25 protein-coding genes are annotated in these 24,476 nt (G+C 58.5%); 18 read left to right on the top strand and 7 right to left on the bottom strand.

Annotated features, from left to right (window positions below):
* Nucleotides 1-97 precede the first annotated feature (97 nt).
* Nucleotides 98-1,318: a 5-aminolevulinate synthase gene (gene hemA, locus ACFCXQ_RS12670; protein ID WP_379551122.1), complete on the bottom strand. Its 1,221-nt coding sequence runs from the start codon at nt 1,316-1,318 to the stop codon at nt 98-100.
* A 113-nt stretch (nt 1,319-1,431) separates the two neighbouring features.
* A complete protein-coding gene (murI, locus tag ACFCXQ_RS12665; protein ID WP_379551120.1) occupies nt 1,432-2,223 on the bottom strand; it encodes a glutamate racemase in 792 nt (263 codons plus the stop codon).
* Nucleotides 2,224-2,351: 128 nt separating this feature from the next.
* Between murI and plsY the strand changes: the two genes are divergently transcribed.
* The 7 genes from plsY (at nt 2,352) to ACFCXQ_RS12630 (ending at nt 9,019) form a co-directional block, all read left to right on the top strand.
* Entirely contained in the window at nt 2,352-2,945 is a 594-nt protein-coding gene (plsY, locus tag ACFCXQ_RS12660) for a glycerol-3-phosphate 1-O-acyltransferase PlsY (protein ID WP_379551118.1), read from the top strand.
* Nucleotides 2,942-4,051, top strand: a complete 1,110-nt coding sequence (gene dprA, locus ACFCXQ_RS12655; RefSeq protein WP_379551116.1) for a DNA-processing protein DprA — start codon at nt 2,942-2,944, stop codon at nt 4,049-4,051. The genes plsY and dprA overlap by 4 nt, the downstream gene beginning before the upstream one ends.
* Before the next feature lie 161 nt (nt 4,052-4,212).
* Entirely contained in the window at nt 4,213-5,091 is an 879-nt protein-coding gene (locus ACFCXQ_RS12650) for a hypothetical protein (protein ID WP_379551114.1), read from the top strand.
* 115 nt (nt 5,092-5,206) lie between these two features.
* Entirely contained in the window at nt 5,207-7,768 is a 2,562-nt protein-coding gene (gene topA, locus ACFCXQ_RS12645) for a type I DNA topoisomerase (RefSeq protein ID WP_379551112.1), read from the top strand.
* Complete coding sequence (locus ACFCXQ_RS12640) at nt 7,768-7,950, top strand: hypothetical protein (RefSeq protein WP_379551110.1); 183 nt, start codon at nt 7,768-7,770, stop codon at nt 7,948-7,950. The genes topA and ACFCXQ_RS12640 overlap by 1 nt, the downstream gene beginning before the upstream one ends.
* A gap of 116 nt (nt 7,951-8,066) precedes the next feature.
* Nucleotides 8,067-8,387: a hypothetical protein gene (locus ACFCXQ_RS12635; RefSeq protein ID WP_379551108.1), complete on the top strand. Its 321-nt coding sequence runs from the start codon at nt 8,067-8,069 to the stop codon at nt 8,385-8,387.
* Nucleotides 8,388-8,437: 50 nt separating this feature from the next.
* Nucleotides 8,438-9,019 carry a response regulator gene (locus ACFCXQ_RS12630; protein ID WP_379551106.1) on the top strand — a complete coding sequence of 194 codons (582 nt, stop codon included), beginning with the start codon at nt 8,438-8,440 and terminating at the stop codon, nt 9,017-9,019.
* Nucleotides 9,020-9,027: 8 nt separating this feature from the next.
* On the opposite strand, the gene ACFCXQ_RS12625 is transcribed toward ACFCXQ_RS12630, so the two are convergent.
* Genes ACFCXQ_RS12625 through lepB form a run of 4 tightly spaced genes read right to left on the bottom strand, consistent with a single transcriptional unit; the run spans nt 9,028 to nt 12,171 of the window.
* Complete coding sequence (locus ACFCXQ_RS12625; protein ID WP_379551104.1) at nt 9,028-9,765, bottom strand: DUF4272 domain-containing protein; 738 nt, start codon at nt 9,763-9,765, stop codon at nt 9,028-9,030.
* A gap of 14 nt (nt 9,766-9,779) precedes the next feature.
* Complete coding sequence (gene era, locus ACFCXQ_RS12620; protein ID WP_379551102.1) at nt 9,780-10,679, bottom strand: GTPase Era; 900 nt, start codon at nt 10,677-10,679, stop codon at nt 9,780-9,782.
* Nucleotides 10,676-11,395: a ribonuclease III gene (gene rnc, locus ACFCXQ_RS12615; RefSeq protein ID WP_379551100.1), complete on the bottom strand. Its 720-nt coding sequence runs from the start codon at nt 11,393-11,395 to the stop codon at nt 10,676-10,678. The genes era and rnc overlap by 4 nt, the downstream gene beginning before the upstream one ends.
* Entirely contained in the window at nt 11,344-12,171 is an 828-nt protein-coding gene (gene lepB / locus ACFCXQ_RS12610) for a signal peptidase I (protein WP_379551098.1), read from the bottom strand. Before lepB ends, rnc begins: the two co-directional genes overlap by 52 nt.
* A gap of 21 nt (nt 12,172-12,192) precedes the next feature.
* Here lepB and pgi point away from each other — a divergent pair, with 21 nt between their 5' ends.
* The 11 genes from pgi (at nt 12,193) to ACFCXQ_RS12555 (ending at nt 23,079) form a co-directional block, all read left to right on the top strand.
* Complete coding sequence (gene pgi, locus ACFCXQ_RS12605) at nt 12,193-13,764, top strand: glucose-6-phosphate isomerase (protein WP_379551096.1); 1,572 nt, start codon at nt 12,193-12,195, stop codon at nt 13,762-13,764.
* A 60-nt stretch (nt 13,765-13,824) separates the two neighbouring features.
* A complete protein-coding gene (locus ACFCXQ_RS12600; protein ID WP_379551094.1) occupies nt 13,825-14,166 on the top strand; it encodes a hypothetical protein in 342 nt (113 codons plus the stop codon).
* Between the two features lie 54 nt (nt 14,167-14,220).
* Nucleotides 14,221-14,760 carry an O-acetyl-ADP-ribose deacetylase gene (locus ACFCXQ_RS12595; protein ID WP_379551092.1) on the top strand — a complete coding sequence of 180 codons (540 nt, stop codon included), beginning with the start codon at nt 14,221-14,223 and terminating at the stop codon, nt 14,758-14,760.
* A 289-nt stretch (nt 14,761-15,049) separates the two neighbouring features.
* Nucleotides 15,050-16,555: a DEAD/DEAH box helicase gene (locus tag ACFCXQ_RS12590; RefSeq protein ID WP_379551090.1), complete on the top strand. Its 1,506-nt coding sequence runs from the start codon at nt 15,050-15,052 to the stop codon at nt 16,553-16,555.
* 115 nt (nt 16,556-16,670) lie between these two features.
* Nucleotides 16,671-18,023, top strand: a complete 1,353-nt coding sequence (gene gorA, locus ACFCXQ_RS12585) for a glutathione-disulfide reductase (protein WP_379551088.1) — start codon at nt 16,671-16,673, stop codon at nt 18,021-18,023.
* A 58-nt stretch (nt 18,024-18,081) separates the two neighbouring features.
* A complete protein-coding gene (locus ACFCXQ_RS12580) occupies nt 18,082-19,107 on the top strand; it encodes an NAD-dependent epimerase/dehydratase family protein (RefSeq protein ID WP_379551086.1) in 1,026 nt (341 codons plus the stop codon).
* A 125-nt stretch (nt 19,108-19,232) separates the two neighbouring features.
* Entirely contained in the window at nt 19,233-19,787 is a 555-nt protein-coding gene (locus ACFCXQ_RS12575; RefSeq protein ID WP_379551084.1) for a TspO/MBR family protein, read from the top strand.
* A gap of 219 nt (nt 19,788-20,006) precedes the next feature.
* Nucleotides 20,007-20,252 (top strand): accessory factor UbiK family protein, encoded by a 246-nt coding sequence (locus ACFCXQ_RS12570; RefSeq protein WP_379551082.1) that lies wholly within the window; start codon nt 20,007-20,009, stop codon nt 20,250-20,252.
* 12 nt (nt 20,253-20,264) lie between these two features.
* On the top strand, nt 20,265-20,879 hold the full coding sequence (gene recO / locus ACFCXQ_RS12565; protein ID WP_379551080.1) for a DNA repair protein RecO: 615 nt from the start codon (nt 20,265-20,267) through the stop codon (nt 20,877-20,879).
* 10 nt (nt 20,880-20,889) lie between these two features.
* Nucleotides 20,890-21,948 carry a 3-isopropylmalate dehydrogenase gene (gene leuB, locus ACFCXQ_RS12560; protein WP_379551078.1) on the top strand — a complete coding sequence of 353 codons (1,059 nt, stop codon included), beginning with the start codon at nt 20,890-20,892 and terminating at the stop codon, nt 21,946-21,948.
* Nucleotides 21,949-21,969: 21 nt separating this feature from the next.
* A complete protein-coding gene (locus tag ACFCXQ_RS12555) occupies nt 21,970-23,079 on the top strand; it encodes a glycosyltransferase (RefSeq protein WP_379551076.1) in 1,110 nt (369 codons plus the stop codon).
* 4 nt (nt 23,080-23,083) lie between these two features.
* On the opposite strand, the gene ACFCXQ_RS12550 is transcribed toward ACFCXQ_RS12555, so the two are convergent.
* Entirely contained in the window at nt 23,084-24,337 is a 1,254-nt protein-coding gene (locus ACFCXQ_RS12550; protein WP_379551074.1) for a phospholipid carrier-dependent glycosyltransferase, read from the bottom strand.
* Nucleotides 24,338-24,476 lie beyond the last annotated feature (139 nt).

Raw genomic sequence — 24,476 nt, 5'->3', positions numbered from 1 at the left:
TCCATGTTATAACAGCAGTTTGTTGGTTAACATTGTATGTATACGACGCGCAATGGCCGGCGCAGGCTTTCCCTGTAACGTTCTGTAAACAGGTATTTTAAGCGGCTATTGCCAATTCCAGATCCATCCGGTCCCAGATTTCGACCAATGCCTCGGCCAGATCGCGCATCATCTCTTCCGTATGTGCCGGACCGGGCGTGAACCTGAGTCGTTCCGTACCGCGCGGCACAGTTGGGAAATTGATCGGCTGAACATACACGCCGTATTCGGCGAGCAGAATGTCGCTGATCTTCTTCGCGCGCACTGGGTCGCCGACCATGACCGGCACGATATGCGTGACGCTGTCCATCACCGGAATACCGGCATCGCGCAGAATATCCTTGAGCATTGCCGCATTGGCTTGCTGAGCATCGCGCTCTTCGGAGCTTTCTTTCAGGTGTTTGACTGACGCGAGTACGCCAGCGACCAGCACTGGGCTGAGCGAGGTGGTGAAGATAAAGCCTGGCGCATATGAGCGGATGCAATCGATGATGCGCGTATCGGCCGCGATATAGCCGCCCATAACGCCAAATGCCTTGCCGAGCGTGCCTTCGATAATGTCGATCCTGTGCGCGGCTTCGTCGCGTTCGGTGATACCGCCACCGCGTGCACCATACATGCCGACCGCGTGGACTTCATCCACATAGGTGAGGGCGTTGTATTTCTCCGCGAGGTCGCAAATCGCGTGGATCGGCGCAACATCGCCGTCCATGGAATAAACGCTTTCAAACGCGATCAGCTTGGGCGTCGCCTCGTCTTCTGCTGCAAGCAGTTCTTCGAGATGTTCCAGATCGTTATGACGGAACACCCGCTTTTCACATCCAGAATTACGAATGCCGGCGATCATGCTGGCGTGGTTAAGCTCGTCAGAGAAGATCACACAGCCGGGCAGCAGCTTGGCAATGGTCGAGAGCGTCGCATCATTCGATACATATCCGCTGGTGAACAGTAGCGCGCCGTCCTTGCCGTGGAGGTCCGCCAGCTCCTCTTCCAGCTCAACATGGAAATGCGTGTTGCCTCCGATATTGCGGGTGCCGCCGGAACCTGCACCCACATCGTGCAGCGCGTCTTCCATCGCTTCAATCACCTTGGGGTGCTGACCCATGGCGAGGTAATCATTCGAGCACCACACAGTGATCGGCTTGGGGCCGTTATGGCCGTGGAAACAGCGCGCGTTTGGGTATGCGCCCTTATTGCGCAGAATGTCGATGAAAACGCGGTAGCGGCCTTCGGAGTGAAGGCGGTCAATCGCTTCGTCGAATATCTGTCCGTAGTTCACGGGTACTTCCCTGTTTGCCTGCACCCACTACTTGGCGCTTACGCGGGAGCATCTAGTCGGCCCGCCGCGCAAATTCCACTGCGATCTTTGCGAGCGATTCGCGACAAGCATGCTTAGAACTGGGTGATTCTGCTCAGGCCCAAATCCTCTAAGACATTGGAAAGACGTTTGAATTCATCAAGGTTGCCAGTCGTTACTGCAAAATCTGGATCACTGCGTGCATATTTTTCGTCTTTAAGAAGGCTAGCAATCCGCCGCGCTATCCCCGCGCTGCCATCGATGAACCTAACATCGGGCGACCAGCCCAAATCGAACACGGCGACATCCTCCAGCTCGGCCTTAAGCAGAGGAAAATGCGTGCAGCCAAGAATGACATGATCGATATACAGCCCCTGGGGGTGCTCGGTCAGGGCATTGAGCGCTGCGGCAAGAACAGCGCGATCAACTGGCTCGCCGCGTAGCTTCTGTTCCGCAGGCTCGACCAATTCGGGCGCGGCATGGCGCAGCAAAGTGCCTTCGCCTACAAACTCCTTCTCAAGCCGGTCGACATAGGGTTGCCGAATGGTTCCCGCCGTGCCGAGCAAGCCAATTACGCCGGTTTTGCTGCTGAGCGCAGCGGGTTTGATAGCGGGTACGGTCCCGACAATTGGCGTCTCCAGAACATCGCGCACCATATCGAGCGCAATTGTGCTGGCGGTGTTGCAGGCAATACAGATGAGCCGCGGCTTATAGCGCTCCGCCATTCGTCCCAGCAGGCCAGAAACGCGCGCGGCGACCTCAGCCTCGGTCTTTGTGCCATAGGGGCGTCCAGCCTCGTCAGCGGCGAATATCACCGGAGCATTGGGCAGCACCTTGCGCAGCTCGCGTAGCACGGTCAGCCCGCCGACACCTGTGTCGAGCAGCAAAATCGGGGCGGATGGGTCAGAAATGGATCGTTTTCCGTATCGATAAGGTTGTCGTGACCGCGGCTTTTACTTAGGCACGCTGAAAAGGGAAGCGTTGCCGCTTACGGCGCGCTGCGAAAGGGGCTTTGATGGACGGCAACACGCATATTTGGCTGGCGGCTTTGCTGGGCTTTGCGCTGGGCTCTGTCCCTTTCGGTCTGATACTGACCCGGGCAGCTGGCCTTGGCGATGTGCGTGATATCGGCAGCGGGAGCATTGGCGCAACCAATGTACTGCGCACCGGCAACAAAGGGCTGGCCGCGGCAACCGTGCTGCTCGATGCGGCCAAAGGCGTGGTCCCTGTGCTAGTGGCGGCGCATTTCTGGCCCGGCACACAAGGAATTGCCGCGGTCGCCGCGGTGGCCGGACATTGTTTCACCCCATGGCTGAAGTTGAAGGGCGGCAAGGGGTTTGCGACCGCAGCGGGCGTTCTGCTCGCGCTGGCTTGGCCGCTGATGCTGATCTGCGCAGGGATTTGGGCGCTGACCCTCGCGGTAAGCCGTATTTCTTCGGTATCTTCGATGACCACGGTTGTGGCCGCGCCTCTGGTTGCTTGGGGCCTCGGTTATTCCGCTGTGATCTGGCCCTTGATTGCTATTGCGGTCATCGTCCTGTTTCAGCATCGCGCGAATATTGGCCGTCTGATGCGCGGTGAAGAGCCGAAAGTCGGCCAAAAGAAGTGAGCGCGTCTGGCCTATCTCAGGCAGAGGCCTTTGCCCGCATTCGCTTGCTGCGCTCGCCCAATATCGGGCCGGTCAGCTATGCTCAGCTGCTGGCGCGTTTTGGCAATGCAATTGCTGCGCTAGAGGCTCTGCCCGAATTAGGCGGTAAGGGTAAGCGTAGCTACCGCGCTGCGCCGGTTGACCGGATAGAGCGCGAGGTGGAGAGTGTCCGCGCAGCCGGTGCCAAATATCTGTTTCACGACCAACCGGATTACCCCGCTTTGCTGGGCGAAATTGCGGGCGCGCCGCCGATTGTGACGTATCGCGGGGATGCGGGGCTCGCGGCAAAACCCTGCGTGGCAATGGTCGGGGCGCGCAATGCCAGCGCGGCGGCGGTTAAGCTGGCGCGCGAGTTGGCGGGGGAGCTTGCGGCTGCGGGCTGGGTGGTCGCGTCAGGGCTGGCGCGCGGAATTGACGGCGCGGCGCATGAGGGCGCTTTGGCGAGCAGCGAAGGCAGCACCATCGGCGTGATCGCCAGCGGGATCGACATTGCTTATCCGCCGCAGCATGAGGCGTTGCAGGAACGGATCGCGACTGAGGGCCTGCTCATCGCCGAACAACCTCCGGGCACTGAACCGCGCGGCAGCCATTTCCCCAGCCGCAACCGTATTATCGCCGGGCTCGCGGCGGGCACGCTGGTGGTGGAGGCGGCGCCCAAGTCTGGCTCGCTAATTACCGCGCGGCTGGCGGGCGAGGCGGGGCGCGAAGTTATGGCAATCCCCGGAAGCCCGCTCGATGCGCGCAGTCAGGGCTGCAACCACCTAATCCGCGAAGGCGCAGTGCTGGTCCAGAATGCGGATGATATCATTGAGCTGGTCTCCGGCTTTGACGGGACGCCGCGCTCCACCTTCCGCGAGCCGGTGAGCGAATTTGACCACGCGCCGGAGGATTTTGCAGATGCAGAGCCCGCCGATGTTGCCAACCTTCTCACCAGCGCCCCGGTCGCGATTGATGAGCTGATCCGGCAGTCAGGCGAAAGCCCCGCTAGCGTGCAACTCGCGCTGTTGGAGTTGGAGATCAGCGGTAGGCTGGTGCGCCATGCGGGGGGCAAGGTGAGTCTGGGGTGAGTGGCTGTTTTTGGGGGTGTTTTTGGCGGTTTTGTCGACATTGGTTGGAAGTTTCCAATGACGGGCTAGTAAGCTCAAATCGATTGGTTCAACTTTGCCCTAGATGCGGTTGAATTGACCAAGCATCTTAAGGATGGTCGATACAAAGGATGGATATTTAGTTGGCCAAGTTAAATCATGTGGAACCGCCACGAGATGAGCGTAAACTAGGCGAGGTTACCTTCAACTATCAGAGCCACGACGGTCGGTTCGTTATAGGTTCTGATCCGTGGGCGTTCGAGACCAAGTGGGGCAAAGCGAGTGCGCGATCCGTTTATCTACTCAACGATCCACCTGGCATAGAAGGCGTTGCGATTGCCGAAGGCGTGACGACGATTAGCCAGATAACGCCGAGTGCTGTAGCGTCTGCCGACTTTACCTCGCGACATCGCATGCCGGGGGTCGGGCAGGTGGCGCTGCTCAAGAATACCGAGGGTTTTTACGCTGCTGTTGAACTTCTTGATGTTGGATATTCAAACTTACCGTCACAAAACATTTTACGCATGCGATTTGCAATTCTTACCGATCGCTCAAACGATTTCTCGCCTTTCGCAGGCGATTTCGGCAATCAACAAGCACTCATTGGCGAATTGCTAGCTGCGGCTGTCGACGCGGAACGTGCCCTCGCGAAAGTTCAAGTTGGGAAAGAAGAGGAGGCAGCCGAAAAAGTCGGAATTGGCCATAACAACCCTCCATCTGAGTTTGCGATTAGTGAACGAGATCGAGCCGAAATGTTGACCACGATTGCGCAGATCCGAAATGAAGTGGCAAAAGCGGAGCCATCCAGCAACATTCTGCTCGCTGGAGGACAAGCTATTTTTCGGCTAATTGGCAAGGTCGCAAGATGGATCGGCGGTAAAACTGATATTGCGGCTGAAGAGTTTGCAAAGACGGCAGGCAAAGCTTCTGGAAATTTCGTGTTTTATGGAATCCCCACTTTGTTGCTCCTTCAGCAGTCGCTAACTAAACTCTTCGAACTCTTGGTGCAGTTCGTCGGCTAAATTGCTGGCGTCGTAAATCCCCACTTGACGTCCCCCTTTTCAAAATCAGACTTGCGCGTATACGCACGCACCACGCGTGACGCGCACACACACGTAAGGGATTTCAAAAGCATCCATGCAACTCGTCATTGTTGAATTGCCCGCCAAGGCGAAGACTATCGAGAAATATCTGGGCCAGGACTTCAAGGTTCTGGCCAGTTATGGTCACGTCCGCGATCTGCCACCCAAAGACGGCAGCGTCCGCCCGGACGAGGATTTCGCGATGGATTGGGAGCTGTACCGCGACAAGCAGAAGCGCTTCAAAGAGATTAGCGATGCCGCCAAGAATGCGAGCCGGCTGGTCCTCGCGACTGACCCTGACCGCGAAGGCGAGGCGATCAGCTGGCATGTTCAAGAGCTGCTGAAGAAGCGCAAAGCTCTGCCCACCAAGGTTGATCGGGTGACGTTTAACGCGATCACCAAGTCTGCCGTGACAGAGGCGATGAAGAGCCCGCGTGAGCTCGATACCGATCTGATTGACGCCTATCTGGCGCGCCGCGCGCTCGATTATCTTTACGGCTTTACCCTGTCGCCGGTGCTGTGGCGGCGTCTGCCAGGCGCGAAAAGTGCGGGCCGGGTGCAATCGGTCGCTCTGCGCCTGATTTGCGAGCGTGAGCATGAGATTGAGCTGTTTAAGCCTGAGGAATATTGGTCTGTGCTCGCCAAGCTGGAGCATGATGGCACCGCGTTTGACGCGCGGCTGTTCAAATATAACGGCAAGAAACTTGAGAAGCTGACGCTGGGCAATGAAGGCGCGGCGCTTGAGGCGAAAAAGGCGGTCGAGGAAGGCCGCTTCACGGTTGAAGAGATTGAGACCAAACCGCTCAAGCGCAACCCGGCCCCTCCGTTTACGACCTCGACTATGCAGCAAGAGGCAGCGCGCAAGTTGGGCTTCTCGGCCAGCCACACAATGCGGTGTGCGCAGTCGCTCTATGAGGCGGGCGCGATCACCTATATGCGGACCGACGGTGTGCAGATGGATGGCAGCGCCATTTCCGCTGCGCGTGATGCGATTGGTGAGCGATATTCCAACGAATATCTTCCCGAAAAGCCGCGTTTTTACAGTACCAAAGCCAAGAATGCTCAGGAGGCACATGAAGCAATCCGCCCCACCAATTTCAGCCGCGATGCCGCTGGATCGGGCGATGAGGCCAAGCTTTATGGCCTGATTTTCAAACGTGCGATTGCGAGCCAAATGGCCACCGCACTGTTGGAACGAACGACCGTCACTATGCGCGATGCCACCGGCCAACATGAGCTGCGCGCGACCGGCCAAGTGGTCAAATTCCCCGGCTATTTCGCGGCCTATCAAGAGGGCTTTGACGATAAGGACGAGGATGAAGAGGGCCTGCTGCCCATCATCCGCAAAGGCGACGTGCCGGACAAGAAGGCGGTCGAGGCCAACCAGCACTTTACTCAGCCGCCGCCGCGCTTCTCCGAGGCCTCGCTGGTCAAGCGGCTGGAAGAGCTCGGCATTGGCCGCCCGTCGACTTATGCCAGCACCATTCAGACGCTGCGCGACCGCGACTATGTGCGGATGGAGAAAAACCGCTTCTTCGCTGAACAATCGGGCCGGTTGCTGACCGCATTCCTTGAGCGGTTCTTTGCGCGGTTTGTCGCGTATGAATTCACCGCGGGCATGGAAGACGAGCTTGACCAGGTATCGGCCGGAGATGAGCAGTGGAAGAAGCTGCTCGAGGCGTTCTGGCGCGATTTCAAGCCAAAAACCGAAGAGATTATGGAGAAAAAGCCCTCGGAAGTGACCGAGGTGCTCGATGAATATCTTGAGGATTATCTCTTCCCCGAGCGCGAAGATGGCAAAGACCCGCGCTTCTGCCCGCTATGTGACAAGGAAGGTCGCGATGGAGGCCGCTTGGCGCTGCGCGGCGGACGTTTTGGCGCATTTGTTGCCTGCGCGAATTACCCTGAGTGCAAGTTCACCCGTCAATTTGCTCAGCCGGGTGAAGATGGTGATGAAGGCACGCAGGATACGGCGATGGGCAAGCACCCGGAAACCGGCCTCGATATTGAGCGCAAGTCTGGCCGTTTCGGTCCCTATGTCCAAATGGGCACAGGCAAAGAGGCGAAACGCGCAAGTATACCCAAGGATCTCGACGATTTCGATCTCGAATGGGCGGTCAAACTGCTCGATTTGCCGCGCATTCTGGGGCCGCATCCTGAAAGCGGCAATGATATCGAAGCGGGGCTATGGCGCTATGGCCCGGCCGTTCGCTGTGATGGAAAATATGGCAAGCTGCAAAGCACGGCGGAGATTTTTGAGGTTGGCATGAACCGCGCGGTCGATCTGATTGCGGAGGCTGCCAATCGCAAAGGCGGTCGCGGGGCTGCTCGTGAGCCGATCAAGACCTTTGGCAAACACCCTGCGTCTGAGGGTGAGATGAAGCTGCTTGAAGGCCGCTACGGCGCCTATGTCACCGATGGTACGACCAATGCGACGATCCCCAAGGAGATGAAGCCTGAGGATTTGACCGAAGAGAAGGCGATTGAGCTGATCACGGAGCGTGCTGCGAAAGGCCCGGCAAAGAAGAAGCGCAAGAAAGCCGCCCCAAAGAAGAAGCCAGCTGCCAAGAAGAAGGCTCCGGCGAAGAAAAAAGCTGCGGCGAAGTCTGACGACTGATGGCGAAAGACCGCTTTGAGAGGCACAAACAGCCCTGGAATGCCGAAGAAGCTGGCCGGTTAAAGCTGCTCGCCTCTAAGGGGCAGGGCTTGCGACAAATCGCCAAGGCGCTGAACCGCAGCGAGGAATCCACCAAGAGTTTTGCCAAGCAAAACAAGATCAAGATCGCCAAGAAGCACTGATCCTATTGCCTAAATCTCGTTCAAATGATTGCCCGCCTCGGAAATAAATCCCAGACGTTCGCAAATCATCAAGAATTACGCGGTATCCCCTAATTCGAAGACCGGGTGACGCGATAATGATTGAAATCGAAGTTCAGAACGAAACACATCAAAGCCAGGAGCGCGTGCGCTTTGCGGCCGTGCCGCGCATTGGCGAAGGGCTGCGCCTGCGCGAGCCTGACGGCATGTGGGCCAGTTATGATGTGCTGGATGTGTGGTATCAAAAGGCCGAGTTTGGCGATGTGTGGATGCCATATCTGCACGTCCGGATGACAGCAGGCGAAGGCTTGCCGAGCCAACCACCGGTAGAGCAGGTGAAACAGCCAGCGCCAATGGCTTCGCTGAATCCAAATAGCGCGCCCAGCATCCAGAGGGAGCTTGAGCAATTCAAAATCTAATCAAACGCACGACCGGCGCGAAAGCGAACCAGGATCCTGAACTAGAGGGCATGACTCTCGCGCAGAAGCTTGCTGCGACCAAGCAGGATACGCAGGCTGCTGGCGATTCGTCTGAGCAAGCAGTGAATCCGCAGGCGTCAGACCCGGTGGAAGTGGGCGTGCCAGCGAGCTTGGACGACACCGAGCCAGCTGCTCCCGCTGCGCAGACAGATGCGATTGTCGCCTCGGCCAAGGCCATGCGTCAGGTCAACCAAGCGCGTGTGGGCAAGAAGGTCTGCCTGATCGTCGATGATAGCCGCATGATCCGCAAGGTGTCGCGCAAGATCGCAGAGAGCCTTGGCTATTCGGTTGCAGAAGCAGAAAATGGCGAAGAAGCGCTCACACGCTGCAAAAGCGGCATGCCCGATTTGGTGCTGACCGATTGGCAAATGCCGGTGATGAGCGGCCCTGACTTTGTCGCGAACCTGCGCAAATTGCCGACCCAAAAGGCACCGGTGGTGGTGTTCTGCACGTCGAAAGGCGAGGCGACCGATATCCATGAAGGGATCTCAGCGGGCGCGGATGACTATATCGTCAAACCGTTCGATGAGGCAGCTTTGCGCACCAAGCTGGCGAAGCTTGGGGTGGGTTGAGGGCGGCTCTAGGTGTCCGTGGTCACCTCGTCCCAGTCCTGATCTTCATAGCCGATCAGCCAGTTCAACGCATGATGGCGCTCGATAACGACGCTTGATGAGATGCCGTTCAATTCCCTGCCACTCAGGTTAGCTTGTCGTGTTGCCCAGTGATATCTATAAATAAGGTCCGCTTCGTCGAGTATCACTGAAGTTGCTCTAAGTCTTGGGTCGTTTGTTGGGTCGCCAGTGTGGGCGGTTTCAGCAAGGAGGCCGACATCGCATTCTGATACTGGCTCTTCCAACTTCTCCGGACCACTACCCAAGGCCCAATAGAGCGGCCAAGCCGCCTCATATCGCCAAGACAGCTGAAGGTCTTCGTTTGGATCTGTGCTCGCCATCTTCAGATAACGCTGCTCTTGATCTGTGAACCATGACCAACGATCGCGTTTATCGATTTCGCGGTTGCAGCTTTCATGAAGTGCGTCGTGAGGCATGTCCCCGTGCTGTTTCTCCCATGCAACCGATGCGACGAAGGAAACCGCAAAAAAGCGGCGCTGGACTTCTAGAGGGTCGCGTATTGCCGCTTCGGACTCGCTCTCGATACAAGGCAGGTGCGGATTAATCGCGATGCCCTGGTTAAAGAGGCATTCTTCTGAACGCAGTTTGCGACTGATCTGTTCTTCCGACAGCTCGGCATTCTCATGGAAATGTGCTGGGAGCTCGGGAGGAGCAGTTTTTGAAAAGATATTCTTCAACCAGTTCATTGCAGCTCCTAACCTCACCAATCCAGCCCGATTTCCTCGAACACTTCCTTATCCTCGGCCCAGCCTTCGCTGACCTTTACATGCAGGAACAGGTGAACCTTTTGCCCGAGTAGCTCGCTGAGCTCTGCGCGGGCAGCCTCGCCAATCGCCTTGATCATTTGGCCGCCTTTGCCCAGCACGATGGGCTTTTGGCTGTCGCGCGTTACCACTATTTGCTGGCGGATTTCGACTGAGCCATCATCGCGCTGCGTATAGCTTTCCGGGCGTACGGCGGTGTCATACGGCAACTCTTCATGCAGCTGCGCGTAAAGCTGCTCGCGGGTGATCTCCGTCGCAAGCAAGCGCTCCGACGCATCGGAGACTTGATCTTCCGGGTAATGCCACGGCCCCTCTGGCATCATTCCGGCAAGCGCCGTTTTCATCTCCGGCACGCCGTCGCCAGTCAGCGCAGAGACAAAGAAAATCTCCGCAAATTCAACCGTCTCGCCCAGCTCCTGCGCCAGCGCGAGCAGCGGCTCCTTTTTTGCCTTGTCGACCTTGTTCAGCACAAGGATCTTGCGCTCAGGCCGTTTCTCCAGTGCTTCCACCAACGGGAGCAATTCATGCCGTCGCTGCTTAATCGGATCGACCAGCAGCACCACCGCATCCGCCGCAGATGCGCCGTCCCACGCCGCGCTGACCATGGCGCGGTCGAGCTTGCGGCGGGGCGAGAAGATGCCGGGCGTATCGACCAGGATCATCTGCGTTTCATCATGCAGCGCAATGCCAAGCATGCGGGCGCGGGTGGTCTGCGCCTTGGAGCTAGTGATCGCGACCTTCTGGCCAACGAGCTGATTCACCAGCGTCGATTTGCCCGCATTGGGCGCGCCGATGACGGCAACGACGCCGCATTTTTGTGTGGGGTTAGAACTCACCCGAATTTCTCCATAAAGGCCTGCGCCGCTTCTCTTTCGGCCTGTTGTTTGCTGCCCGCCGTCGCCTCTGCACTGCCGACATTGCGAACGCTCACCTCGACCGTAAATTGCGCCGCGTGATCGGGGCCAGAGCGGTCCGTCACCGTGTATTCTGGCGGCTTGCGCTGATTGCCCGCCGCCCATTCTTGCAGCGCGCTCTTGGGATGTTTCGTCTGGCCCGCATCGCCATTGAGGGGACCATGCCACAGCCGGTAAATGACATCACGCGTCGCGGCAAAGCCATGTTCGCGGTAGTGAATACCCAGCAGGGCCTCCATCACATCGCCGAGGATATTGTCGCTATCGCGCCCGCCATCATTATCAGCCTGTTTGGAGATGCGAATATGCGGTCCCAGGCCAATCTCGCGGGCGATCCGCGCGCACATCACTCGGCTGACCAGCGCATTAAGGCGCTGTGACAGCTTACCTTCATCCGCTTTGCTGTCACCGTAAAGCCAATCCGCAATGGCGAGCCCCAGCACGCGGTCACCGAGAAATTCCAGCCGTTCGTAATCGCGTGTTTCGCTCATGCTGCCGTGTGTTAACGCGGCACGCCAGGCGGTCTCATCGCCGACGGTAAAACCGGTCTTCTCCAGCCAATCGCGAGCTTCAGGGTCAAGCGTGTTCACAGCGTGTTTCCTATCCGGTTCCAGCGCACCGAGGTAAACCAAGTCCATGGTTTGCTCCACTGCGCGCTACCATCGGTTGACCACAATATCATGGTTGCGCGCCCGACCAAGAGTTCTGCTGGCACCAACCCGACACCGGCCTGCGCCTCAGCGTCAAAGCGGCTGTCTTGGGAATTGTCGCGGTTATCACCCAACACGAAGAGCTTTCCGTCGGGAACGGTTACGGGGCCGAAATTGTCTTGATACGCCGGGCCAAGGTCAATCACCGGATATGAGCGCTGGCTTGGAAGAACTTCCTGCAATTGCGGATACACGCAGGTTGTCGCGTCATCGTCTTCAGTAAGCTGCGCGAAGGGATGGCATGTGGTGTTCGCGGAAAGTGGCACCATGGCATCGTCAAGCATCTGATATTTCAGCACCTCTCCATTCAAAATGACGCGCCCCTCGCGCAGTTCCACCGTGTCACCGGGCAGGGCGATCACGCGCTTGATATAGTCGATGCCGTCAACCGGATGCTTAAAAATTGCGACATCGCCGCGCTCGGGCGGGCTCGCGAATACCCGCCCCGGTATCAACGGGACCTCATAAGGCAGTGACAGCTTTGAATAGCCATAGGGCCATTTCGCTGCGATCAGATAGTCGCCGTTCATCAAGCGCGGCAGCATGCTTTCACTTGGGATGGTAAAGGGCGAAAACACGAAGGCGCGAAAGGCGAGTACCACCAGAACGAGTTTGACCAGAAACCAGGTAAAGCCGCCCCAGCTCTCGTCTGTTTTTTTGTTGGTTTTGGCGGCGTGCGCAGTGATTACGGGGTTTTCTTCCATCGCCTGCGTCCCTAGTCGCTGATGTGCAAACACGAAAAGGATTTTTACACCGTGCGCACCGTTTCACAGATCTGGGCTGATATTGCGGGATTGCCGCAACCGACACTGGCGGCACTATTCGAGCGTGACGGCGCGGCGCGTGTCGACGTGTTGTCGGGTCGGATTGAGTGGGGCGAGGAAGAGACGGCCGGCGGCATTCTGTTCGATTGGTCGAAAACGCATCTGGACGACGCGGTGCTTGGTGCGTTTGAAAATCTTGCCGAGGTGAGCGATTTCGCGGGCAAGCGGGCGGCATTGCTCAATGGTGAAATTATCAACGTCACCGAAGGGCGCGCGGCAACGCACACTGCACAGCGCGGCACCGGCTCAGAGGCGGATGTCGAAGAAGCGATGGCACTGCACCAGCGGATGAAACTGCTCGTGGAGGCCATTCATGACGGCGCGCTCGGCCCGGTTAAACACCTCATCCATATCGGCATTGGCGGCAGCGCGCTGGGCCCGGCGATGGCGCTGGATGCGCTGACCCGCGATCTCGCGAAGGTCGATGTGCATGTCGTCTCCAACATTGATGGGCTCGCTTTGGAACAGGCCTTTGCCGCCTGCGATCCGGCGACCACCATGGTCGCGGTTGCCAGCAAGACCTTCACCACGATTGAGACGATGACCAATGCGGAAAGCGCGCTGAAATGGCTGGGTGAGAACGGCGTTGCGGACCCGTCCGGGCGCGTGGTTGCCCTAACCGCCAGCCCGGAAAAGGCCGTGGAGTGGGGTGTGGACGAAACCCGCATCCTCCCGTTCCCGGAAAGTGTCGGTGGGCGCTATTCTCTGTGGTCGAGCATCGGCTTTCCAGTCGCACTGGGCGCGGGCTGGGATGAGTTTGAGGCCATGCTGGCGGGCGCGCAGGCGGTTGATTCGCATTTTGCGAGCACGGACGGGCGCGACAATCTGTGTCTGCGCGCAGCCTTTGCAGACCTCTATTACGCGCGCATTCGCGGGTGCCAGACGCGCGCGTGCTTCGCCTATGATGAGCGGTTTGCGCAGCTGCCCGACTATCTTCAGCAGCTGGAGATGGAAAGCAATGGCAAGCGTGTGACCACCGATGGCAAGCCGGTTGACGGCGCCACCGCTGCAATCACTTGGGGCGGGGTGGGCACGGATGCGCAGCATGCCGTGTTCCAGCTCCTGCATCAGGGCACGCATTTGGTGCCGGTGGACTTTATCGCCAGCATCGCGCCCGGCGATATGCTCGACCCCGCACATCACCGCATCCTGCTCACCAATTGCTTTGCGCAAGGGGCCGCGCTGATGGCGGGCGGCAATATGGCAGCTGATGGCAAAGACCCTGCGCGGGCATTCCCCGGCGACCGGCCCAGCGCGACTATGCTCGCCGATGATCTGGACGCCGCCGCGCTAGGCGCGCTGATCGCGTTTCACGAACACCGCGTATTCGCGAATGCCGTGCTGACGGGGATCAACCCGTTCGACCAGTTCGGCGTGGAGCTGGGCAAGAAAATGGCGAAAGATATCGAGGGCGGCGGCGCAGAGTTTGATGCGAGTACGCGGGTGCTATTGGAGAGGGCGGGGTTGGGGTGATGGGTAACGTCCGCTAACGACCCATTTGCGGAAACTGTTGGAATGTTGAATAAGGCGTTGGTGAGTAGCAGTTTCCTCAACCCATACGCTAGCCGGGCTGAAAGCCTGAGATCCAAGCGTCCGGACTTAATCGGCAGCCTGTTACTTTATGTGCGCGACAAGGGAGGGAGGAATTTTCCTGCCTTTCCGGGCTGGGGCTGCCCTTGCGTTGTTGACAGAACTGAGCCGGTCGTCGGTTTTGACGGTTGGCCGTTGCTCGATGATCCGCTTGAACCTGGTAAAGTACGCGAAGGTGTTGGCTTCGTGTTCCTCTCCAAAGAGGGGGCAGTAGCCATGCGAAGCGCGGAGAGGTTCTATCTCTGGGAGGGCAGGTATGTGGGAGAGGTCACAGTCTCCAAATGAGGTCCGCGTTCCCCCCCAATTGCGGGCAAGCGCAGTGACAGCTAATAATGCTGAATGACCAAAGTGGGAACTTCAAGTTTGAATGTGACGGTCGGCGACATCACGAAATGTGAAGTCGATGCAATCGTCAATGCTGCCAACACCTCGCTTTTGGGTGGCGGTGGTGTCGATGGAGCAATCCATCGCGCTGCCGGTCCCGACCTTGTTCATGAATGCAGGCTGCTGGGAGGTTGCAAAATTGGCGCAGCAAAGCTGACAAAGGGTTATCGCCTTGCGGCAGGCCATATCATCCATACGGTCGGCCCCAACTGGCAGGGAGGCCAAAAAGGGGAACCAGACTTGCTTGCGAGTTGCTACTCATCATCTATGGAACTGGCCCGTAAGAACGGATTTAAGAACATAGCCTTTCCGGCTATTTCTACGGGACGATTTGGGTATCCCCTCGAACAGGCCGCCGAGGTCGCAACAGGAACCGTGAAGAGATTCACTGATTCTTGGCCAAGTCAGTTTGAAGCGGTCAACTTTGTGTGTTTCGACCAAAGGACCGCAGATTTCTTCATTGCCGCGCTAGGCAAGCTGAGCTCCGAACAGTGATCAAGAGAACGTCCGCCTCCACCTACCATTTTCTGACAATCCTCTTCCCACAAAATGCTGCATCTGCGAAATAAATTGACTTTGCGCAGTTTCTACCCCATTTGGCCAACCAGCGAAGCGCGCGAGCCAGCGTGAAGCGACGATAGGTTTCCAAACCAATCTGTCCCGGCCGCGCTTCGGTTGATTACTCAACACCAACTTCCCTTTTCACGCGGGCGGTTTTCAAACCACCGCGACCGCATGAGCTATGCTCTGTGCGCCGCATATTTTGCGAGCTTAAACACTTATAATGACTACAACTTTTGACCAATTAGGTCTGTCACAGCCGATCCTTCAGGCGCTCGACATGAAGAATTACACCACGCCAACGCCGATTCAGGCGCAGGCGATTCCCGCCGTTCTTGAGGGGCGCGACCTTCTGGGTATCGCCCAAACCGGCACGGGCAAAACCGCCGCCTTTATGCTGCCCGGAATTGACCGGCTGCGCGATGCGGACAACCAGACCCCATTCAAATCATGCCGCATGCTGGTGCTAGCGCCAACGCGCGAGCTGGCGGGGCAAATCGCTCAATCGGCTAAGGATTATGGCGGCCTTGCGGGCATGAAAGTGCACTCGATCGTCGGCGGCACCTCGGTCAATAAAGACCGTAACAAGCTGCACCGTGGCACCGATATTCTGGTGGCGACACCGGGCCGTCTGCTCGATCTGATCGACCAGAAGGCGTTCAACCTGTCGAAACTGGAAGTTCTGGTGCTCGACGAGGCGGATCAGATGCTCGACCTTGGCTTTGTCCATGCGCTGCGCAAGATCCGCGAGCTAGCTCCTGACGACCGGCAGACGCTGTTTTTCAGCGCAACTATGCCCAAGCAGATCAAGGAGCTTGTGCGCGACTATTGCCGCAACCCAGTGCAGGTCAGCGTGACGCCCGAAAGCACGACAGCCGAGCGGATCGATCAGTACCTCTTCATGGTCCAGAAGGATGAGAAGATCACGCTGCTCGAGATGATCCTGCATGAGCGGCATGAGGTGCCGGGTAAGTTTGAGCGGGTGCTGATCTTTACGCGCACTAAACATGGCGCGGACCGCGTTGTGAAGAAGCTGGGGCAAGCGGGCATTCCGGCCAATGCGATCCATGGTAACAAGTCTCAGCCACAGCGCCAACGCGCGCTGGACGAGTTCCGTAAGGCGAAGGTGCCTGTGCTGGTCGCCACCGATGTGGCCGCACGCGGGATCGACATTCCCGGCGTGAGTCATGTGATCAATTACGAGCTGCCCAATGTGCCAGAGCAATATGTCCACCGCATTGGCCGCACCGCGCGCGCCGGGGCCGATGGGATTGCGATTGCGTTCTGCGGCGAGGATGAGCGCAGCTATCTCAAAGATATTCGCAAGGTCACCGATGCTGAATTTGAGCGTCTGCCGCTGCCGGATAATTTCCGCGCGGTGGTGGATGGGGTCGGCCCGACCAAACCGCCTGCGAAACAGCCGCGACAGCGTGTGAACCCCAAGCCGAAGAATTTCAGCGGTAAGAAGCCTGGTGGCAAGCGAAAGCATCCGAACCGTGCTGGCAGGCCGCAGGGCTCTGGCTCAGGTGGCGGCGGTGAACGCAGCGGCGGTGGCGGCGAGCGCAGAGAAGGCGGGGGCGGTGGTCGTCCGGGCCAAGGCTCTGGCGGTAATCGCGGCGGGAACCGAGGCCGTCCCGGTGGCGGTGGAGGCCGTCCGGGCGGGAATCGCGGTGGACGTCCCGGCGGAAGCCGCGGCGGCAACCGTGGCAGCGGCGGCGGCTCTCGCTGATAACACTAACGCGTAACATACTGCACTCCGCCATCGAACAGGCTCCAGAATAGACACGCGCTTGGCAAGTCAGCAAAGGCTCGCCATAGCGCGCGTGTAAACAGGAGCTTTCTCAATGGCTGACCAGTATGATTTCGACCTTTTCACCATCGGCGCAGGGTCCGGCGGCGTGCGCGCCAGCCGGGTATCTGCTGCGCATGGCGCCCGCGTTGCTGTGGCCGAGGAATACCGCGTTGGCGGCACCTGCGTCATCCGCGGCTGTGTACCCAAGAAGATGCTGGTTTACGGCGCGCATTTCGCTGAGGATCTGGAAGATGCGCAGCAATTTGGCTGGACTATTGAAGGCAAGAGCTTCGATTGGGTCAAACTGCGCGATCATGTGCAAACCGATATTGACCGGCTTGAGGGCCTGTATGGCGAGACACTCGGCAATCATAATGTAGAGGTTTTCCGCGAGCGGGCCGAAATTACCGGCGATCACGAGATCACGCTCGCAAGCGGCAAGGTTGTCACTGCGAAGTACATTCTGGTCGCAACCGGCGCGCAGCCTCAGCGCTTGGAGTTTCCAGGGAGCGAGCACGCGATCACCTCAAACGAGGCGTTTCATCTCGACGAACTGCCGAAGCGCGTGATGATCGCGGGCGGGGGCTATATCGCCAATGAGTTTGCCGGAATCTTCAATGAGTTTGGCAGCAAGGTGTGCATCGTCAATCGCTCTGACCAGCTGCTGCGCGGCTATGATGAGAGCCTGCGCGACCGGCTGCTGCAAATCAGCCTGATGAAAGGGATCAATTTCCACTTCAATACGACCTTCAAATCGATCACGAAAAATGACGATGGCAGCTTACATGTCGAGCTGGACGGTGATGATGACCAAGACGTGGACGTGGTGATGTTTGCAACGGGCCGCAGCCCCAATACTGGCGGCCTTGGTCTGGAGAATGTCGGCGTCGAGCTCGGCGAGAAGGGCGAGATCAAGGTCGACGAATACAGCCAGACCAATGTCGATTACATTTATGCCGTCGGCGATGTGACCGACCGCGTCCAGCTAACTCCTGTCGCAATCCGCGAGGGGCAGGCCTTTGCCGACAGCGTCTTTAGCGACGTCGAGCCATATGGCGTCGATCACTCCTGCATCGCTAGCGCGGTATTCAGCCACCCGCCTATTGCGGCGGTCGGCATGACCGAGGGTGAAGCGCGCAATAAGTTGGGCAACATCAAAGTCTACACGTCCGATTTCCGCGCGATGAAGAACGTCGTGGCCGGCCGCAATGAGCGCAGCCTATATAAGATGATTACCAATGCCGCGACAGATCAGGTGGTCGGCATTCATATGATTGGCCCGGAGAGCGCAGAGATTATGCAAGCCGCTGCGGTCGCAGTGAAAGCAGGTCTGACCAAGGCCGATTTTGATGCGACCACCGCTATCCACCCGACGCTGGCTGAGGAGCTGGTGCTGTTTAAGTAAATTGCACCTTGCAATGTGTCGCGTTACGCTCTTCCGATAACAGCTTGGGAGAGCACAAATGGCAGGCAAAGTTCTAGTCACCGGCGGCACCGGATATATCGCTGGCGAGATAATCAAACAGCTTCTTGCCAAGGGCTGGATCGTGAACGCCACCGTTCGCAACAAAGCCAAAAGCGAAGAGGGGCTGCGCGCTCGCTTCGGCAATCCTCCTGCGGAGAGTTTCAAGGTCTTTCAGGCTGACCTCATGAGCGATGACGGCTGGGCAGAGGCGAATACAGGTTGCACCCATGTGTGCCACGTTGCCTCACCGATCGCGGCCAGCACGCCGAAGGATGAGAACGACATGATCGTTCCTGCGCGCGAGGGCACTTTGCGCGCGCTGCGCTTCGCCAAGGCGGCTGGCGTGACGCGGTTTGTGCAAACCAGCTCCATGGCGGCGGTGGCCTATGGCCGCAGCGAGAAGGAATACACGGTCGACGAGAGCGACTGGACCGACATCACCCATCCCGATGTCTATCCCTACGTAAAGTCCAAGACGATTGCCGAGCGCGCGGCGCGCGATTGGGTAGAGGCAGAAGGCGAGGGCATGGAGTTCGTCTCGGTCAATCCGTCCATGGTGCTCGGCCCGGTCGATAGTGGCGATTATTCGGCCAGCGTAGAAGCGGTCAAGCAATTGCTCGACGGATCGATGCCGATGGCACCGGATCTCGGCTTTGCTGTTGTCGATACGCGTGACGTGGCCGAGCTGCACGTCAAGTGCCTAGAGGAGCCTGGGCTGGCTGGTGAACGCTTTCTTGCAGCGGGCAAATTCATGAAAATGATCGAGGTTGGCGAGGCGCTGAGAGCCGGAATGCCGGCCGTGCAGACACGCAAAGTGCCGACTAAAATCATGCCGAATTGGATGGTCAGCGTGCTGAGCCTGTTCAACGCAGGCGTGCGCTCGATCAAAAGCGAGCTCGGCAAGTCACGCCACGTCGACGGCAGCCATGCTGAAAAGCGACTTGGCTGGACGACGCGGCCGGAAGAGGAGAGCATTGTCGATTGCGGCAAAAGCCTGATCGCGCACGGGGTTGTGAAGGTTTAGCGCTGTCTTCGCGTAGATTTCGGGTCAGATCTGCACCATTTGGGGAAGGAAGCTGCAGCGGTCATTGCGTAGCGCGTCAATGCCCGCTTAGTAAAAGTTAACGAATCACAGTTGGGACCAAACCCATGACCCTGTTGGCATCGCGTAGTCAGCTGCGTGCTAGTTTCATTCGGTGGGCGCTGTTCACAGTGCCGCTTATCGTGCTGCTTGGATTTGTCGCGGGGCAATTGGGCGGGCCCGATACGGCTTGGTTTCAAGGGCTGGTAAAGCCCGCCATCTTCCCGCCACCCATGTGGTTCGGCATCGTCTGGTCGATCCTTTATGTGATGATCGGCATTTCAGTGGCGCTGATTTGCAGTGCGTGGGGCGCGAGGGGGCGTGTCCTTGCGCTCGGTGCCTTTGCAGTTCACTTTGTCCTCAATCTGTCGTGGACGCCCGCGTTCTTCGGCATGCAGAATATGCAGCTCGGCCTGTATGTGATTATCGCAGTGGTGGTTACGCTGTTGGTCGTCATCGCGCTGTTCTGGCGGATCAGGCGGCTCGCGGGGATCCTATTGCTACCCTATCTCGCATGGGTCTCCTTTGCGACTTTGCTCAACTACGAGTTCATTCAGGCGAACCCCGATGGCGGTGTTGCCGCAGCTGATCCGGCGGTCGAGCGGGTCCGGATTGGGGAGTGATTTAGACTGAGGTTTCCGGTCAAGTCGCGGAGCACGGCGAGCGGCTAGCGAGCCGCAAGGGCGGAAGCGAAGTCGAAGACGCAGCTGGCCAAAGGCCACCTGTAGGCCCGGCCGCAGCGACGCGATCTGTGATCGCGAGAGCGAGGATATCGCAGCACGGAGGTGCTGCGGAAAACAAACAATCTAGACAAATAACGCATCTGACCCCATGTGGGTCAGATGCAAAGCCAGAACCCCATGATCGCCGATTTCGTAAAGCTCGCCAACGCTGCGGCGGGCACATTTGCGGGGATGACCCGTGAGGCGAGGGAGACTGCGCGAGAACGTGCTAAAGAAGCCTTCGGCGGTATGGATTTTGTCAGCCGCGAAGAGTTTGACACGGTCAAGGCGATGGCTGCGAAAGCGCGCGAGGAAAACGAGGCGCTGGCTGACCGGATCGCGGCTCTGGAAGCCAAGATCAAATAAGCGCCACGCGCTGTGAATTTGCGCGCTCCAGCTATTCTTGTTGCTGCCCGCGCTCATGGCGAGACGGCAGTAATCGCGCGCATGCTGACCGAGGAAAGCGGGCTGGTCGCGGCCTATGTCGCGGGCGGACGAGGGCGAACCCTGCGCCCCGTGGTCATTCCCGGCAATCTGGTCGAGGCGGAAATTCGCGCAAAATCTGCCAGCCAACTGCCCTTCGCTCGGCTCGAACTGGCGCAAAGCCGCGGGCCTTGGCTGTCCGAACCTTTGCCCGCAGCGGCGATCAGTTGGGTATGCGCGCTCACCGCAACCGCATTGCCCGAACGCAGTCCCTATCCAACACTTTATGGCGCGCTTGGCGCGCTGCTCGATGCGATCTGTTCAGCGCCCTCTGCGCGCGGCTGGGTCGAGGGGCTGGTAGCTTATGAAACGCTGCTGCTGCGCGAAATGGGCTATGGTGGCGGGCCAGCGGCAGATAAACGCCCCGAAATAGCGGGGCTTGGCGAGGCCCTAGACATTCTCGACCATCTGGAGGAGCCAATCGCCACTTACCTGATTGCTGGGCAGCGCGCCGATGTTATGGCTGCGCGTAAATCGCTGCGGCAGCGGCTAGGGAAGATGATAACGTGAAGATGACCTCATGAAGATTGCAGTACTGCCCGGGGACGGGATTGGCCCAGAGGTAACGCGCGAGGCAGTGCGCGTGCTGGAAGCGCTCGATTTGCCGGGCCTTACGCTGTTTTCGGGCGATGTTGGCGGCGTGGCCTATCATGCGCATGGCCACCCTCTGCCTCCTGAGACGCTGGAGATGGCGCGCGCGGCGGACGCGGTTCTGTTCGGCGCGGTAGGTGATCCTGCTTGCGACAATCTGGAACGGCATTTGCGGCCAGAGCAGGCAGTGTTGGGCCTGCGCAAAGAACTGGACCTGTTTGCCAATTTACGTCCGGCGAAGGTTTGGCCCGGCATGGAGAGCTTCTCGCCTTTGCGCGCCGAAGTTGCGGGCGCGATTGATTGCCTGTTCGTGCGCGAACTGACGGGAGACGTCTATTTCGGCGAGAAGGGCCAGCGCGAAACAGCGGCGGGCGATCCGGAGGGGTGGGACTTGATGTCTTACTCCGCGCCCGAAGTACGGCGGATTGCCGAAATCGCGTTCCGTGCGGCCGCGCAGGGTTCTGGCAAGCTTACCAGCGTCGACAAGGCCAATGTGCTCGAAACCAGCCAGCTGTGGCGTGACACCGTGAATGCGGTTGCGGGCGAGCATGCGCAGGTCACACTCGACCACATGTATGTCGACAATGCCGCGATGCAGCTCGCGGCGAACCCCGCGCAGTTCAGCGTCATCCTGACCGGCAATCTGTTCGGCGATATTCTGTCCGACCTCGCGAGCGCTTTGGTGGGCTCAATCGGCCTGATGCCCAGCGCATCGCTGGGTGAGCGGCAGACCGAACGCGGCACGTTCGGCCTGTATGAACCGATCCATGGCAGCGCGCCTGACATTGTGGGGCAGGGCAAGGCCAATCCGATGGCCGCGATCTTGTCGGCTGCAATGCTTCTGCGCCATTCGCTGGGCCGCGAGGACGAGGCCAAGCGGGTTGAACGTGCGGTTGAGAAAGCGCTTACGAGCGGCGTGCTTGGCTTTGATCTGGGCGGCAGTGCCGGAACTGCTGAAATTGGCGACGCGGTGCTGGCAAGGCTGTAACATTGCTGGCAAAGCGCTCGCATGACCGGCGCACCGCTTGACCTGGCAATCATTCTGCCCACGCTCAATGAGCGGGACAATCTCGCGCCTTTGATCGAGCGTATTGAGGGTGCACTTGGGGCTGGAGGCTGGGAAGTCCTAATCATCGATGACAATTCCTCCGATGGAACAGCAGACGAGGCGCGGCGGCTAGCGCTCACTGACGGCCGCATCCGGGTGATCCAGCGGATTGGACGACGCGGCCTTTCTAGCGCCGTGATCGAGGGCTTTTGCGCGACCGCTGCGCCCTATTGCGCAGTGATGGATGCCGATCACCAGCATGACCCAGCAGTGCTTTCAGATTTGCTTCAAGCGGTGAAGGGGGAGCACGCAGACGTTGCCGTCGCGAGCCGTTTTGCGGCAGGGGCGAGCACTGAGGAATGGGGTAATCCTGAGCGCGAAAGGCTGTCCGGCTTTGCTAATATGCTCGCGCGGCGAATGACCGGGGTAGAGCTGAGCGACCCTATGAGTGGGTTTTTCCTGATGCGCTCTGAGACGGCGCGAGACCTTGCGCCCAAGCTCTCCGGTATTGGGTTTAAGATCCTGCTCGACGTGCTCGCAACCTCCGACAAGCCGCTAAAAGTAAAAGAATTTCCTATACGCTTCGCTGCAAGGCGCTCGGGCGAATCCAAGCTTGACCGCGCCATTGTCTTTGACTTTCTTGCTGGCCTTTATGACAAGAGTTTCGGGCGGATCGTTCCTACCCGCTTCGCCATGTTTGGCACCGTCGGCGCGCTTGGCGTGCTGGTCCATATGGCGGTGCTCTATCTGCTACTGATCGCAGCTGGTGCGGCCTTCACGCTGGGACAGGCCATAGCAACCTTCGCTGCGATGAGCTTTAATTTCTGGCTGAACAATTTCCTGACCTATCGCGATCGCCGCCTCAAGAGCGCATGCGAGGTACTGCGCGGTTGGGTGAGCTTCATCGCCGCCTGCTCGGTCGGTGCGTTCGCCAATGTTGCGGTCGCCACCACGCTGCATGATCGCGGAGTTTATGCAGCGGTTGCTGCTCTGGTCGGTATCGGCATCGGCTCAGTGTGGAATTATGCGCTCTCAAGCCGCTTTGTCTGGGGCCGTTTTACGCAAAGCTGAGGTATCAAATCCAGCTATCCAGCCACATCCATTTGGTGAAGGCAGAAGCGTCCTCGAGCGGGGCGGCGCTGAGGATCGGGAAGAAATAGGCGAAGAGCGCGAGGCTCGCCAAAATCGGTACAATCGCAAGCGCTTTGCGGCCAGATCGCCAAATGTCATCCAAAGCTAAGGTCAATGCAGCAAGCAGGGCAATGCTTGGGAAGAAATAGTGGTAGTAGAACTGCACTGGTTTGGCAGCGACAACCCAGAAGCCGACGCCCGCAACGTATAGGGTGACGATGCCAATGGCTGCGGGACAACGGTGACGCACAGCGCGCCAAGCGCACCATAGGAGCGCGGGCAGGCCCAGCAGCATCGTCAGCGGGTTGCCGAGCAGGACGATGCCTCGCTGCACGCCTTCCACTGGCTCGTAAATGAACCAGATCGAGCGGCTATTCATCAGCCATTGCGGCCATGTCGATTGATAGGGGTGCTCTTGCAAAACCTGGGTCTGTAAATCGAGCATAAGCATGTGATGTTCAATCAGACCGCTCATCGGCTGCTGCGCGAAGAAAAAGCCCGGAGCGAAAGTCAGAGCGTATATCAGCAATGGAAGCACGCCTAACCATAGCGCTGCCTCCAGCAATGATACGCCGGGTACTGGGGCGCCGCGTGTGCTCAGGACCAGTCTGCGTCGGCCCGCTCTCAGGCGGTAAGCGAAGAATGCGAGGCCAGGCAGCGGCGCAAAGGGAATTGCGTTCCACTTGCTGGCGAGAGCAAGCCCGATCGCCAAACCTGTGCCGATCAAATGGTGGCGTCCGCGCTCTGGCCGTCTTACGGCGGCAGAAAATTGCCACCCGGCGACTGTTAGGAAGCTGGCGAAGAATATGTCGAGCATGGCAATGCGCGCGTGGACGAAGAGATGAAAACCGCTGACCAGGAGCAGGCCAAATGCGATTGTCGCAAACGCACTGCGGCTGCCATGCCACATGGTGCGCATGGCAGCGAATAAGGTGAGCGCTCCCATAAATGTGGGCAAGATGCGCCAGCCCCAAGGATTGTCTCCGAACAGCCAAATTGCGGCGGCGAGCAGCTCCTTGCCAAGCAGCGGGTGCTCTCTGTTGCTGAAGATACCCATAGCCAGAAAGTCGCGTGCGGCGGGCAGGTAATGTACTTCATCGAAGTAGGGTTCTGCTGGAATTCCCAGACGAATGAGCGTCAACAGCCAGAAAAGTACCGTTATGAGGGCTATCCAGACGATTGGATCGGCATCATCCATGTGGTTTTTCTTGACCATTTTTGCCAATTAGATCGGACCGGTCGCGAACTCAATGCGTCAAAATTGTGCGTTCAAGGTCCGGCCTTTGTGTCATGCATGTTGATGGATTGATGCAAATTCGCCGCAGTTGGGAAACATG

Origin of the sequence: Qipengyuania rhodophyticola, from assembly GCF_042493225.1 — a bacterium.
Lineage (GTDB): Bacteria > Pseudomonadota > Alphaproteobacteria > Sphingomonadales > Sphingomonadaceae > Erythrobacter.
The sequence above is the reverse complement of the archived record's forward strand: the minus strand, read 5'-3'. Positions and strand labels throughout refer to the sequence as shown.